16 protein-coding genes and 1 pseudogene are annotated in these 14,270 nt (G+C 29.1%); 10 read left to right on the forward strand and 7 right to left on the reverse strand.

The window, feature by feature from the left end; translation table 11 throughout:
• Positions 1-10 precede the first annotated feature (10 nt).
• The 4 genes from gyrA to L8T82_RS06925 all read left to right on the forward strand — a co-directional run bounded on the left by gyrA (position 11) and on the right by L8T82_RS06925 (position 4,839).
• On the forward strand, positions 11-2,581 hold the full coding sequence (gene gyrA / locus L8T82_RS06910; RefSeq protein ID WP_263726183.1) for a DNA gyrase subunit A: 2,571 nt from the start codon (positions 11-13) through the stop codon (positions 2,579-2,581).
• Between the two features lie 61 nt (positions 2,582-2,642).
• Complete coding sequence (locus tag L8T82_RS06915; RefSeq protein ID WP_133319811.1) at positions 2,643-3,152, forward strand: LPP20 family lipoprotein; 510 nt, start codon at positions 2,643-2,645, stop codon at positions 3,150-3,152.
• On the forward strand, positions 3,128-3,574 hold the full coding sequence (locus tag L8T82_RS06920) for a hypothetical protein (RefSeq protein WP_263662961.1): 447 nt from the start codon (positions 3,128-3,130) through the stop codon (positions 3,572-3,574). The genes L8T82_RS06915 and L8T82_RS06920 overlap by 25 nt, the downstream gene beginning before the upstream one ends.
• Positions 3,575-3,636: 62 nt before the next feature.
• Positions 3,637-4,839 (forward strand): ABC transporter permease, encoded by a 1,203-nt coding sequence (locus L8T82_RS06925; RefSeq protein ID WP_263726184.1) that lies wholly within the window; start codon positions 3,637-3,639, stop codon positions 4,837-4,839.
• Positions 4,840-4,849: 10 nt separating this feature from the next.
• Here the strand turns inward: L8T82_RS06925 and L8T82_RS06930 are convergent, their stop codons facing one another.
• From L8T82_RS06930 to L8T82_RS06940, 3 genes are read right to left on the reverse strand one after another with little or no spacing between them, the layout of a single operon-like run.
• Entirely contained in the window at positions 4,850-5,407 is a 558-nt protein-coding gene (locus L8T82_RS06930; protein WP_263726185.1) for an SCO family protein, read from the reverse strand.
• Positions 5,408-5,410: 3 nt separating this feature from the next.
• On the reverse strand, positions 5,411-5,857 hold the full coding sequence (locus L8T82_RS06935; RefSeq protein ID WP_263726186.1) for a hypothetical protein: 447 nt from the start codon (positions 5,855-5,857) through the stop codon (positions 5,411-5,413).
• Complete coding sequence (locus L8T82_RS06940; protein ID WP_133319816.1) at positions 5,857-6,276, reverse strand: copper chaperone PCu(A)C; 420 nt, start codon at positions 6,274-6,276, stop codon at positions 5,857-5,859. The genes L8T82_RS06935 and L8T82_RS06940 overlap by 1 nt, the downstream gene beginning before the upstream one ends.
• 126 nt (positions 6,277-6,402) lie before the next feature.
• Here L8T82_RS06940 and L8T82_RS06945 point away from each other — a divergent pair, with 126 nt between their 5' ends.
• The 3 genes from L8T82_RS06945 to L8T82_RS06955 are packed head-to-tail and all read left to right on the forward strand — an operon-like array spanning position 6,403 to position 8,628.
• Complete coding sequence (locus L8T82_RS06945) at positions 6,403-7,374, forward strand: L,D-transpeptidase family protein (protein ID WP_133319817.1); 972 nt, start codon at positions 6,403-6,405, stop codon at positions 7,372-7,374.
• Positions 7,374-8,381 carry an alanine racemase gene (locus L8T82_RS06950; protein WP_263662959.1) on the forward strand — a complete coding sequence of 336 codons (1,008 nt, stop codon included), beginning with the start codon at positions 7,374-7,376 and terminating at the stop codon, positions 8,379-8,381. The genes L8T82_RS06945 and L8T82_RS06950 overlap by 1 nt, the downstream gene beginning before the upstream one ends.
• Positions 8,382-8,418: 37 nt before the next feature.
• The gene (locus L8T82_RS06955; RefSeq protein WP_133319819.1) at positions 8,419-8,628 is read left to right on the forward strand and encodes a hypothetical protein; all 210 of its coding nucleotides are present in this window, start codon (positions 8,419-8,421) and stop codon (positions 8,626-8,628) included.
• Here the strand turns inward: L8T82_RS06955 and L8T82_RS06960 are convergent.
• From L8T82_RS06960 to hemB, 4 genes and pseudogenes are all read right to left on the reverse strand, one after another.
• Positions 8,625-9,899, reverse strand: a complete 1,275-nt coding sequence (locus L8T82_RS06960) for a (Fe-S)-binding protein (protein WP_263726187.1) — start codon at positions 9,897-9,899, stop codon at positions 8,625-8,627. The genes L8T82_RS06955 and L8T82_RS06960 overlap by 4 nt on opposite strands.
• A 1-nt stretch (position 9,900) precedes the next feature.
• Positions 9,901-11,256 carry an oxygen-independent coproporphyrinogen III oxidase gene (gene hemN / locus L8T82_RS06965; RefSeq protein WP_263726188.1) on the reverse strand — a complete coding sequence of 452 codons (1,356 nt, stop codon included), beginning with the start codon at positions 11,254-11,256 and terminating at the stop codon, positions 9,901-9,903.
• Positions 11,243-11,726, reverse strand: a pseudogene (locus tag L8T82_RS06970) (DUF2603 domain-containing protein). The gene hemN and the pseudogene L8T82_RS06970 overlap by 14 nt, the downstream one beginning before the upstream one ends.
• Positions 11,727-11,728: 2 nt before the next feature.
• Entirely contained in the window at positions 11,729-12,712 is a 984-nt protein-coding gene (gene hemB, locus L8T82_RS06975) for a porphobilinogen synthase (protein ID WP_133319823.1), read from the reverse strand.
• A gap of 71 nt (positions 12,713-12,783) precedes the next feature.
• On the opposite strand from hemB, the gene ribA reads away from it, so the two are divergent.
• From ribA to L8T82_RS06990, 3 genes are all read left to right on the forward strand, one after another.
• Positions 12,784-13,344, forward strand: a complete 561-nt coding sequence (gene ribA / locus L8T82_RS06980) for a GTP cyclohydrolase II (protein ID WP_220567283.1) — start codon at positions 12,784-12,786, stop codon at positions 13,342-13,344.
• Entirely contained in the window at positions 13,341-13,934 is a 594-nt protein-coding gene (rsmG, locus tag L8T82_RS06985) for a 16S rRNA (guanine(527)-N(7))-methyltransferase RsmG (RefSeq protein WP_133319825.1), read from the forward strand. The genes ribA and rsmG overlap by 4 nt, the downstream gene beginning before the upstream one ends.
• Positions 13,928-14,270, forward strand: a 343-nt coding sequence (locus L8T82_RS06990) for a hypothetical protein (protein WP_263659631.1), incomplete at its 3' end; no start/stop codon positions are given. The genes rsmG and L8T82_RS06990, both read left to right, overlap by 7 nt.

Consider the following 14,270-nt stretch of genomic DNA (forward strand, 5'->3'; position numbering starts at 1 on the left):
AAGGATTTTTATGGAAAATATTTTTACTAAAGATTCAGATATTGAAAATATAGATATAGAAAGTTCTATAAAAAGTAGTTATTTAGATTATTCTATGAGTGTTATTATAGGCCGTGCCTTACCTGATGCTAGAGATGGGCTTAAACCTGTTCATAGAAGAATTTTATATGCTATGAATGATTTAGGTGTTGGAAGTCGTAGTGCATACAAAAAATCAGCGCGTATAGTGGGTGATGTAATCGGTAAATATCATCCACATGGTGATACAGCTGTATATGATGCTTTAGTAAGAATGGCGCAAGATTTTTCTATGCGTTATCCAAGCGTAGATGGACAAGGAAACTTCGGTTCTATTGATGGCGATGGTGCTGCTGCAATGCGTTATACTGAAGCTAGGATGACGATTTTAGCTGAAGAACTTTTGCGTGATATAGAAAAAGATACGGTTGATTTTATACCAAATTATGATGATTCTATGAGTGAGCCTGATGTTTTACCTGCTAGGGTGCCAAATTTATTACTTAATGGTTCAAGTGGTATTGCAGTGGGTATGGCTACCAATATTCCTCCGCATAGCTTAAATGAGCTTATTGATGGTTTGCTTTATTTAATTGATAATAAAAACGCAAGTTTAGAAGAAATAATGCAATTTATTAAAGGACCTGATTTTCCAACCGGCGGTATTATCTTTGGTAAAAAAGGTATTATAGAAGCATACCGCACAGGTCGTGGTAGGGTAAAAGTAAGAGCAAAGACCCATATAGAAAAAAGAGCTAATAAAGATATTATTGTTATAGATGAACTTCCTTATCAAACTAACAAAGCAAGATTAATAGAGCAAATCGCTGAACTTGCCAAAGAAAAACAAATCGAAGGTATTGCTGAAGTTAGAGATGAGAGTGATAGAGAAGGAATTCGCGTGGTAATTGAGCTAAAACGCGATGCTATGAGTGAGATTGTGTTAAATAATCTTTTTAAATCTACCACTATGGAAAGCACTTTTGGTGTGATTATGCTTGCTATACATAATAAAGAGCCAAAAGTTTTTTCTTTAATCGAGCTTTTAAAATTATTCTTAAATCATAGAAAAACTGTAATTATTAGAAGAACTATTTATGAGTTGCAAAAAGCTAGAGCTAGAGCACATATTTTAGAAGGTTTAAAAATTGCACTAGATAATATTGATGAAGTGATAGCTTTGATTAAAAACTCTCCTGACAACCCAACGGCTAAAAATTTATTAATGCAAAAATTTGGTCTAAGCGAGCTTCAATCTAATGCTATTTTAGATATGAAATTAGGCCGTTTAACAGGTCTTGAGAGAGAAAAAATTGATAACGAATTAAGAGAATTATTAGCAGAAATAGAGAGGCTTGATCAAATTTTAAAAAGCGAAACTTTGCTTGAAAATTTAATCAAAGATGAATTAAAAGAAATCAGAACAAAATTTGATGTACCGAGAATCACTCAAATTGAAGATGACTATGATGATATTGATATAGAAGATTTAATACCAAATGAAAATATGGTAGTTACTATCACTCATCGTGGCTATATTAAGCGTGTTCCAAGTAAGCAATATGAAAAACAAAAACGCGGTGGTAAAGGCAAGGTTGCAGTTACAACTTATGATGATGATTTTATAGAAAGTTTCTTTACGGCAAATACACATGATACCTTGATGTTTGTTACTGATCGCGGACAGCTTTATTGGCTTAAGGTTTATAAAATTCCTGAAGGAAGTAGAACCGCTAAAGGCAAAGCCGTGGTTAATCTCATTAATTTACAAGCAGATGAAAAAATCATGGCAATTATTCCAACCACTGATTTTGATGAAAGTAAATCATTGTGTTTCTTTACTAAAAATGGTATCGTAAAACGCACAAATTTAAGTGAATATCAAAACATTAGAAGCGTGGGTGTAAAAGCGATTAATCTAGATGAAAATGATGAACTTGTTACTGCAATTATCGTAGCAAGGGATGAAAATGAAACTCAAGAACAAAATTATGAAGAAAATTTAGAAAATGAAATGCTTGAACCTAATGAAGAGCTTGATAATACTATCGTTGGTAAAATGCTTTTTGCGGTTACTAAAAAAGGTATGTGCATTAAATTCCCACTTGCTAAAGTTAGAGAGATTGGCCGTGTAAGTAGAGGGGTAACTGCGATTAAATTTAAAGAAAAAGATGATGAGGTTGTGGGTGCTGTTGTTATAGAAAATGACGCTCAAGAAATCTTAAGCGTAAGTGCAAAAGGTATAGGTAAGCGTACTGATGCTGGAGAATATAGACTTCAAAGTAGAGGTGGTAAGGGTGTTATTTGTATGAAACTTACTGCCAAAACAAAAGATTTAATCGGTATAGTCATAGTTGATGAAAGTATGGATTTAATGGCATTAACAAGCAGTGGTAAGATGATACGCGTTGATATGCAAAGCATTAGAAAAGCAGGTAGAAATACAAGTGGTGTAATTGTTGTTAATGTTGAAAATGATGAGGTTGTAAGCATTGCTAAGTGTCCTAAAGAAGAAGATGAGGAGTTAGATGCTGAAACTAATATGGATTTAAATTTAGAATAGTAAAATTATTGGAATGCTTTTTGCTGTTTTAATAAAATCAAATAAATTGAAGGTGTAAAAAATGAAAAAAGTTATTTTTATGTTTTGTTTAGCTTTGGGTTTTAGTGCTTGTGCACTAGATCAAAGAGGTGTGAATCCAAATCAGACTCAAGCAGCAAATTCTGATGTTGTGGTTCAAAAAGTTGATAAAGATGATGTGCGTAACATCATTAGAGAAGAAAAAATGCTTGCAAATGATACAAGTACAGACAATGATTTAACTTTTACAGCGGTGGGTGAGGGTATTGCTCCTTTAAATACGGTTTCAGTTGGTCAAGCTTTGGCTTTAGCTAAAAGAGCGGCAATTACCGATGCTTATAGACAATTAGCAAGTAAGTTGTATGGTGTCAGAGTTAATGGTAAAGATACAGTAAAAGATGCAATGCTTAAAAGCTCAACTATTACAGCACAGGTAAATGGTTTGATTAAAAATGCAAGTGTTGTAGATCAAGACTTTAAAGATGGTCTTTATAGAGTAAATGTAGAACTTAAAATTGATGCTGACAAGTGGAAAGAATTGTTTGCTTATTAATCCTCATAATTTTTAATGCTACTGCCCAAGATGAATTTATATTTTGGGCAGAACTTTCTAATAAAAATTTTATTCTTTATCATCAAAATGAAACTATTTCTATGGCTATGACTAAAAGTAAAAATAAAAATTTAGAATATGCTTGTGAGTTAGCATATACGCCAAGTGATTTGAAGTCTTTAATACGCAATGATTTTGGTATGGTGGCTGAAGAAAAGATGACAAAGCTGGATAAATTTAACTTTTTAAATGCTCACAAAAATGATTTAATTGATTGCTTTTTTAACTCAAAAATAGATGTAAAAGACTTTGTAAAAAGTGAACAAGCAAGTGTGCAAAGTGAAACTTATGTGAGAATTTTGCCACTAAGATTTATAGTTGAATTTCACGATAATAGTGCCTTTGTATATTATCTTAAATAAATACAAAGCTTGCTTTTATAAAAATCAAGTTAAAATACTTAAAAAAATATTAAGAGTAAAAGATGTATAAAAGTATCCCTCGTTATTTATTATTTAAATACCTGCGTTTTGATAAAGATCAACCCTTTATTATGCTTTCAAAAATTTTAGCCTTTTTAGGTGTAAGTATAGGACTTTGTGTGCTTTTAGTTGCAATGGCCATTATGAATGGCTTTGATAAAGAATTTGAGAGAAAACTTTTTACTATGAATTATCCTATCACTATATTACCGCGTTTTGGGGCAAATGTAGATGATAAATTGTTGCAAGAATTAAGAAGCAAATTTCCAAATTTATTATTTAGCCCTTATATTGCTACTCAGGTTATAGCAAGAAATGATTTAAAATTGGAAGGCGGTATGCTTTTTGGGGTTAATTTTGAAGATGAAAAAAAGATCAATGAGGTAGTAGCTCAAGCTTTAAAAGATAAAAAAATAGATAATTTTGATATTTTAATTGGTAAGGGCTTAAAAGATGAATTTGGACTTGATTATAATGAAAAAATTACCTTAATTTTTTCCAATCTTAATGCAAGCGGATTTTCGCTTATTCCAAAAGTTAAAAGATTTGATGTTATGGCTGATTTTTCTTCAGGTTTGTTAGCTTATGATAAAGCTTATATGTATACAGATGTAAAAGCTTTAGCTAAGATTTTGTCATATCCCCAAGGAAGTTATGATGGGGTACATGTATATTCAAATAAGCCTTTTGAGGATATTAAACAAATTGAAGCTTTTTTGGGTGCAAGATATGCTAGTATAGGCTGGTGGGAGCAAAATGGAAATTTCTTTGCAGCATTAGCTTTAGAAAAAAGAGCTTTGTTTATAGTATTGATGTTGATTATTTTGGTTGCAAGTTTAAATATAGTAAGTTCTTTATTAATGATAGTAATGAATCGTCGTAGTGAGATAGCTTTGCTGCTTTCTTTGGGAGCTAGTAAGTTAGAGATTAAAAAAACATTTTTTTCTTTAGGATTTTTGATAGGTGGAGGTGGTATCGTAGCAGGTGTGATACTTGCAGCTATTGCTTTGTGGATACTTGGAAATTTTGACATTATTTCTTTACCAAGTGATGTTTATGGCATGAGTAAGCTACCTTTGGAGCTTTCTTTTGTTGATTTTTGTACTACGATTTTTGGTGCTATTATGATTGTGAGCTTGTCTTCTTATTATCCTGCTAAAAAAGCAACACAAGTAGATATTTTAGACACTTTAAGAAACGAATAAATTGAAAAATTTATTCGTTTAAGAATTTTTGAATTTCATTGAAAAATTTTTCATAACTGATATCTTTAATGGTTTTAATAAATTTTCCATTCTCATCAATCAAATAAAATTCGCCACTATGTGCTATAGAATATCCCATAGCAGAATCTTTAAGATTGATTTTTTCATATACTACGCCATAATTTTTAGTAACTTTTTCTAATTCTTTTTCATCTTTAGCAACTAATGCAGTTGAATTTGGGTAAAAATACTTTACCCATTGGCTAGTTTGAGTTAGATTGTTATCTCTTGCTGGATCTAGTGAGATAAATATCACATGAGCTTTTTCTTTATTTGGCATTTTTTCTAAAACATTAGCAATCAAGGCAAGCTCACTAGGACAGACATCAGGACAATATGTATAGCCAAAATATACAATTAGTTTTTTACCGATAAAATCTTTTAGACTAAGTATGCCTTTTTCAGAATTTAAGTGAAAATTGTATTTGTTGTTTTCAAAATACTGCACAGATATAAAAAATACTCCAAAAATTACCACAATTAATAAAAAAATATTTATTTTTTTCAAATTTTACCTCTTTACATCAAAGTCAAAATAAAAACCTAGTGGAGTTTCATCATCAAAAAGCTCTATTCTAAAACGCATTATATCTAGAGTGCAAGAACTTAAAACTAATTTAGCATGATAAGTATTGTTTATTTTTTTAAATTGTGGAACAATATCTCCCATATACATATTAAGTCCATAAACCCTAGCATTAAGTTTTTTAAACTCACTTAAATTGGTAATATTTAAATCAAGCTCATTTAATGTAGTAATAGGCTTTGGATTTAAATTTACTAAGACTTTTTTATCCTTAAAATTGTATTCACATTCTTGAATGTTTAGATCACATGTTAGAGGTGTTAAAGTGGTAATTAATTCTCTCTTTTTTCCGGTATTTGATGAATTGGTGTAAAAATAAGCCCCGCATATAGCAAAGACTATAGCTAAGGCAAAGACAAGTAGATTTTTCATTATTTTTTAATGCTTCTTGACTTGATATCTTTTAGTTCAATTGTACTATTATCATCAAAATAAAGAGTTAGATTGGCCTTTGTTTGCGGTGTGATATTTTCTTTGAGATTTAGTATCATAATGTGCATCCCACCAGGTTTAAGTTCAGTGCTTGAATTAGCTTTTATTGTGATTTGAGGAATTTGAACCATCATTTTTTTACCATCTTTCATAATATGATCATGAATTTCAGCTGTATCGCTTAATGAACTTTGAGCTTTTATGAGTTTAATATCTTTGTTGGAGTTGTTTTTAAGTTCTAAAAAAAATGCCGTTGTTTTAGAATTAGGTGGAGTTTGTCTTACATAAGGATCATTTATAGTAATTTGATTTGAAAAAGCAAAAGTGCTTAATATGGCTAAACTAAGTAATTTTTTCATTATTTTTCCTTTTTTTGTTTTTGGTTATTTGTAAACATTATACACGGAAAAAATTAAAAATATATTTATTGTAAAAATATTATAATTAGCTCTTTGTTGTTTTAATTTTTAATAGAAAGGTGAAAATTGTTTAAAATTATATTAGCATTGTTTAGTTTGGCTGTGTTTGCAAATGCAAATAATCTTGCAAAAATTTATCTAAACGAAGGTATTGATGCAGTTGAAAGGGTATTGGAGCAAGAGTTAAGTAAAAAAGATTTTTGGCTTGATGAGATAAAAGACAAAAATATTAGTTTAGGATATTATGAGGAAAATGTTGCAATAGTTTTAACAAATAAAAGTGATAAAATTATTAGAGTTTATCACTACAATGATGGAAAAGTAGAAAAGAAATTTATCCAAAGGGATGTTTTAACAGGTTTAGCTGGAGATAAAGAAGTAGAAGGGGATTTAAAAACTCCAATAGGTTTTTACGAACTTGGAAAGAAATTTTATCCTGGTGATCCATATTATGGCCCATTTGCATTTGCAACAACTTACCCAAATGTTTTAGATAAAACTTTGGGTAAAACAGGTGGTGGTATTTGGATTCATGGCTATCCTTTAGATGGAACACGCTTGGATACTTATAAAACTAGAGGTTGTATTGCTGTGCATAATGATTTATTGGAAGATTTTAATAAATTAGTAGCTGATAGAAAATCTTATGCAATGACAGAAGAGAAAAATAAAGTAAGAGCAACTCATGATGAAATAGCGATTTTACTAGCTAATTTATTTGCCTGGAAAGATAGTTGGCAAAAAAGTGATATAAATAAATATTTATCTTTTTATGATAAAAAAATTTTTAAACATAATAATAAATCTACTTATGAGCAATTTGCAAAAAATAAAGAAAGAATTTTCGCAAAGAGAGAAAAAAAGAGCATTAAATTTTCAGATCTTAGCATAAGTCCTTATCCAAATGATAAAAATGAGAAAATTTTTAGAATAGGATTTTATGAAGACTATCGTAGTACTAACTATAAATTCAAAGGAGAAAAAGTCCTTTATGTTAAGCTAGTTGAAGATAAAATGCAAATTTTAGCTGAACAATAATGGCATATATAAAAATTGATCGTTTGGCTTATGAGTATAATCTTGACTTGATAGCCTCTAAAGCAGGAGGTTATCAAAAAGTAATATGTGTTTTTAAAGATAATGCTTATGGACATGGAGCTAAGCTTTTAGCTCCTATAGCTAGAGCAAAAGGTATAAATTTTATAGCGGTAAAAAATGAAGCTGAAGCAAAAGAGCTTGAAGATATTTTTGATAATATCTTAATTTTATCCCATCATCCACATGGCAATGAAAGTGAAAAATTTATTTATGCTTTAAATGATAAAAATGATATTAAAAAATTCAAGCAAAATATAAAAATTCATTTAGTTGTAGATACAAATATGCATAGAAATGGAATTATACCTGAAGAAATTCAAGAAGTGATACAAGAACTACAAAGTAATAATTTAATACTTCATGGAGTGATGATGCACTTTGCAGGAAGTGATGAAATAGATGCTAGTTATTTTGTGCAAAAACAAAAATTTAAACAAGCTAAAGAGCTAATATATACTTTGCTTTGTGATGAAGCTAAAAAGCTTATATTTCATTCACATAATTCTGAAGCATTATTTAGAGCAAGCGAGCTTGGGTGCGATGAGTATTGTAGAGTAGGGCTTGTGCAATTTGGCTATGCACATTTTAATAAAGACTTACGCAAAGTTTTAAGTTTATGGGCTGAAAAATTAAGCCAAAGAGTGTTAAAAAAAGGTCAAAGTGTTGGTTATGGTGGTGTATATAATGCAAAAGAAGATCTTGAAATAGCAACTTATGATTTAGGTTATGCAGATGGGCTTTTGCGTTATGATGGAAAACAAGATTTTTTTCTTCCTAATGGTAAGAAATTGCTTGGAAAAATGTCTATGGATAGTTTTTCTTGTGAGAATGATGAAGATGAAATTTGTGTTTTAAATGATGCAAATATTATGGCTAGTTTTTTTAATACTATCAACTATGAAATTTTAGTCAAACTTTCTCCAAATTTGAAAAGAATTTTAGTTTAAGATAAAAAGTGTTAATATATCTAAAGAAAGGGCAAATATGGCATTTTTAAATTGGGCTATTTTAATTTTATTTTTATTTATAGTATTTTTATTGATAAATCGTTACGAGAGAAAAATAAAAATTTTATATAAAAATATTGAAATCTTGAAAAACGAGTGTAAAAAAAATAGTGAAAATATAGAAAAAAATAGAATTTTAATAGAAAAAAATAGATCAAATATCGAAGATATAAAAATTCAAGATTAATTTTTATCTTGAAGTATTTTTGCTATCAATTCTAATGGATGTAAAAAATGCGTGGAGGATTTTTCATGCTCTAATGCATTTGAAATTTGCATTCTACAAGCTGAACATTCTGCGCTGATAATCTCCACATTGCTTTTTTGTATATTTTGAGCTTTTTTTATACCAACTTGCAAAGCTTTTTCATAGTGATCAGTTTGCATACTAACACCACCAAAACCACAGCATTCATTTGAGTTAATAAGTTCTTTGAAAGTATAGTTTTGTTTAAGCAAGGTTCTAGGTTCTTTAAAAACACCTTGCATTTTTCTTGCATGACAAGGATCGTGGTATGCAATTTTTGTCTTTAATTTTTTCTTTGTTTTTAAAAGCTCTTCTAGTTTAGTATATTCATAAAAATATTTTGTTGCAAGTAGTATTTTACTAGAAATATTTTTAGCTCTTATAGCCCATTCTTCATCTTTTTGCATGTGGAAAAAATGTTCATAGTCTATATTAATCATCGCAGAACAGGTTGCTTCGGGGATAATGATATAATCTAGAGTTTTTAATTTTTCTTCAAAATAAACGATATTTTTTTTAGCTAAAATTTCTACACTTTTAAAATCTCCAGTAAAATAATGAGGAGCACCGCAACAAGATTGATCTTTTAGTAAATCTACATTGATTTTAAGATGTTTACAAATTTCAAGCAAAGCAAAGCCCGTATTTGTATAAGAGTAATTTGACAAGCAGCCTATAAAAAGTCCTATGGTTTTTTCACCTTGATTATTTATGAAATCAGGATTAGAAGCTAGAAAGCTTTTTTTAGCTAAAGAAGGAAGCAAGCGATCTTTTTTAATTAAAGGTAGGTTAAATTTAGCTTTCATTCCCAAATTTTTATGTTGTAAACTAAAAGCACAGCTTTGGAAAACATAACCAAATCTTGCTAAAATATCTAGAATTTTTCTGCGTCTTAGAAAAAAGAAAGCAAGTTTTTTGTACCAAGCAATGCCAAATTTTTGTGCTATATCGTAACGCACTTTTTCAATAGCACTATCCACTCTTAAATGGCTTGGACAAACTTCAACGCAATTTGTACACAAAAAACATGATTCAAATATTTTTTTAAGATTTTTATCAAGCTCTAGTTCTTGGTTTTCATAAGCACTGATTAAATCTAAAAAGCCACGAGGGGAAGTACTCTCATCACGATTTATTTCATGTATGGTGCAAACTGGTATGCATTTTCCACATTTTACGCAAGCATTAGAAATTTCATTAACATTTAACATATTAAACCGTTTTAGAGAAAACTTTTTTATCTTCGCTAATGCGTTTTAAATATTTATCAAAACACATAGCAATATTACGGATTAAAAGTACTCCTGTTTCATTAACTTTGATATGAGTTTTATCTATGTTGATAAATTCATTAAGTTTTTGGAGTTCTTCTAAATCTTGCTTAAAATATTCAAAAAAATCAATCTTAAATTTACTTTCAATATTTTTTATATTAAGAGCAAAATTACTCATAAGTTCCATAATAACAGCTTTTCTTAGTTCATCATCATCATCAAGCATAATACCTTTTTCGCAAGGCAATCGACCTTCATCGATAGCCTTTTCGTAGCTTGGCATATCTTTGAAATTTTGCATATAGTGTCTTTTACCTTCGCCTATACTTGTTAGGCCAATCCCGATTAAATCGGTTCCGCCTTTTGTAGTATAGCCTTGAAAATTTCTATGCAAACTACCATTTTCTAAGGCTTTAAAAAGTTCATCTTGTGGTTTTGCAAAATGATCCATTCCTATCATTTTATAACCATTTTGAGTTAAAAATTTTTCACAATATTCTAAAATTTGAAGTTTTACATCAGGACTTGGTAGAGTGTTTTCGTCAAATTTTCTCATATTTTTTTTAAGCCAAGGCACATGTGCATAATTAAAAATAGCAAAGCGATCGGGATTAATCAGCAGTGCTTTTTCTAAAGTTTGCTTAAAACTTTTTAGACTTTGATAAGGAAGGCCATAAATTAAATCCATATTTACTGAATTTATCCCTTTTTTTCTTACCATATCTACTGCATTTTTGGTAAGTTCAAAAGGTTGAATTCTATGAATTTCCTTTTGAACCTTTTCGTTAAAATCTTGCACACCAAAACTAATACGGTTGAAGCCATTTTGAATTAAAACATCAGCTTGTTCTTCATTTAAGAATCTAGGATCAATTTCACAACTTACTTCACTATCTTGGGTAAAATTTGGAAAAATGCTTTTTATTTTAAAAATCAAACTTTGCAATTGTTTAGCAGAAAAAAAAGTAGGTGTACCACCGCCAAAATGCATTTGAGCTACTTCTCTTTGTGTGTCAATGGTATTTGTTAAAAGATCAAGTTCTTTAAAAAGATAATTTAAATACCTTTCTTTATTTTCTTCTTTTGCGGTATATATTACATTACAACCGCAAAAATAACAAGCACTCCTGCAAAAAGGCAAATGAAAATATAAAGATAATTGTGCTGTTTGTTGTTTTAAAATTTTTATATAGTCTTCATATTTAAAATGGGTGTTAAATTCTACTGCAGTAGGATAAGAAGTGTATCTAGGTCCTGCTTTGGAGTATTTAACAAAATTTTTATAATCTCTCATTTTTTGCCTTTTTGCATCATTTCTTTCATGTTTATAAATAAGTTAGGATGTTTTGTATGAATATTGCTGATTAATTGATCTAAATCAATATTAACTTCTTTTATACCTTTGGAAACTTGATGTTTAATCTCATCCATTGCGACTGTCCATACATCATTAAAGTCAATAGGAATTTGTTGATAGATAGCCTTTTCTAGTTTAAGTTCAAAATTATCCTTTTGTATCTTTTTGGCACTTTGTAAAAACTCAATCAGAGTTTTTACAGAAAACATAGTTTTAACTTCATCATTTTCATCTACTATAAACCATGGTTCGGGTGCTAAATTATGGCCATTTTTTAGACTTAACTTTTTTTCTTTATCGTTAATGTGGGTTAGATGGAATATAGTTTGATTGTGTTTTTCTATGCCCAAATGATTAGATAATTCATTGATTACATCTTGAGAGCTTTTTTTGCTTAGACTATTCAATCTCACTCCTTATTTGTTAATAATTTTGCAATTTCTTTTGCATGATAAGTTATGATAAGCTTAGCTCCAGCTCTTTTAAAAGCAAGCATAGTTTCAAGCACTATTTTTTCATAGTCAATCACACCTGCTTTTTGACCTGCTTTTAGCAAAGCATATTCCCCGCTTACATTATACACACAAAGTGGAAGTTTAGAATGATTTGCTATATCTTTTACTACATCTAAATACGCAAGTGCTGGTTTTACCATTAAGATGTCAGCACCTTGTTTTTCATCTTCTAAGCTCTCACATAAGGCTTCTTTACCATTGGCAAAATCCATTTGATAGGTTTTTCTATCTCCATAACTTGGTGCAGAATCAGCCACATCTCTAAAAGGCCCATAATAGGCTGAAGCAAATTTAGTAGAATAAGCCATAATAGGTAAATTTTCAAAACCATTTTCATCTAAAGTTTTTCTTAAAGTTTCAATAATACCATCCATCATGCCGCTTGGTGCTATCATATCTGCACCGTTTTTAGCATGAATTAGAGCTTGTTTGGCTGAAATTTCTAAAGTTAAATCATTATCTACGCTTTTACTTTTTGGATCAATAATACCACAATGCCCATGATCAGTATACTCACAAAAACAAAGATCGGTAATTACTACCAAATCAGGAAATTTTGCTTTAATAGCTCTTAGACTTGTAGCAATCAAGCCATCATCGCTTAATGCATCACTTCCACAACTATCTTTTTTGGAACTTTCTAACACGCCAAATAAAATAATCGCTTTAATACCAAGATTAATTAACTCCTCACATTCTTTTAAAATTTCATCTAAGCTCATTTGAAACACACCTGGCATAGACGTGATTTCATTTTTAATATTAGCACCATTGATAACAAAAAGTGGATAGATTAAATCATCTAAATTTAAGGTATTTTCTTTTACTAAGCTTCTAATATTCTCATTAAGTCTTAATCTTCTAAAGCGTTTAAACATAAATTTCCTTTTTGTTTGTTAAAATTGTTTAAATTCTAGCATATTTTTTATAAAAAAGGTAAAGTAAAATAATGACTATTCAAATTTCTGAAATAGCAAAACTCCCTACTCGTTTTGGGGAATTTAATATACAAAGTTTTAAAGAAAATGATAAAGAACATCTTTGTATTTTTAAAGGAAAATTGGAAAAAGAAGTTAATATTAGAATCCATTCAGAATGTTTAACAGGGGATGTTTTGGGAAGTTTAAAGTGTGATTGTGGAGAACAGCTTGATTTTTCTTTAAAATACATTCAAGAGCATGGTGGTATGGTAATTTATCTAAGGCAAGAAGGAAGAGGTATAGGACTTTTTAATAAAATTAATGCTTATGCTTTGCAAGATAAGGGTTTTAATACCATAGAAGCAAATCATCAATTAGGTTTTAAGGCAGATGAGCGTAGTTATGAAATAGTAGAATTTATACTTAAGCATTATAAGATTTCTAAAATTAACCTTTTAACTAATAATCCTGAAAAACTAAATTCATTAAAAGAAAAAATTAATTTAAGAGTGCCTATTTTAATAAAAGCAAATCGTTTTAATAAAGATTATTTAGAAATTAAATATACACAAATGGGACATCTAAATTGAAAAAATACGAAGAGCAATTAAATTTTTTAAAAGATTTTGCAAATAAAGATGATTTTTTTAAAAAAATCACGCTCTATAAAGAGTTGTTAGAAAAATTTAATGCTGTGCATAATTTAACTCATTTTGAAAATATAGATGAAAATATTATTGATAGTGTTAAAATTTTAGATTTTTATGATTTGAGTAATAAAAAAAAGATCATTGATATTGGAAGCGGGGCTGGTTTTCCTGCATTATTTTTAGCTTGTATTTTGCAAGATAATGAATTTTTTCTTTTTGAGCCTAGCGCTAAAAAGGCTTCATTTTTAAGGGTGGTTAAAACTGAACTTAATTTGATAAATGTAAATATCATAAAAGAAAAATTACAAAACTATCCACCTTTTAAAGTAGATTTAATTACTTCAAGAGCTTTGATGGATGTAAAACCTTTGGTAGAAATTTCAAATGGTTTTTATGATAAAAATACTTTATTTTTGCTTTATAAAGGAAGTGAAGTTTATGATGAATTGCAAGAATTGAAAGATTATCAAATTTTTAATCAAGGCTTTAGGAATTATTGTCTTTTAAAGATAAAGGAAAAATTATGTTAATTTTTGGACATTCTTTGATAAATATGCAAAAATTTAGTCATTATGAAAATATTTTTATCAAAACAAATGTAAATTGTTTTAACTATAATGAACAAAATATAAAAAGTGCAAAAGAGGAAAAAATAGATTTTGCTATATATGCCAAGAATGAGGAAGAAATTTTACTTTCTAATGCACTAGGAGCAAAATATATTTTAATAGAAGATGAGAGATTAGCAAAAATTGCTTCAAAAATGGCTGAGTTTTATATGTTTGACTCTAAAATTTTATTTTTACTTGATGTTTTAGATAATAATTTAAAAAAAGCTTATGAGTTAAGCGTTGATGGAGTTTGTT

Origin of the sequence: Campylobacter sp. IFREMER_LSEM_CL292 (assembly GCF_025771615.1) — a bacterium.
Lineage (GTDB): Bacteria > Campylobacterota > Campylobacteria > Campylobacterales > Campylobacteraceae > Campylobacter_D > Campylobacter_D lari_D.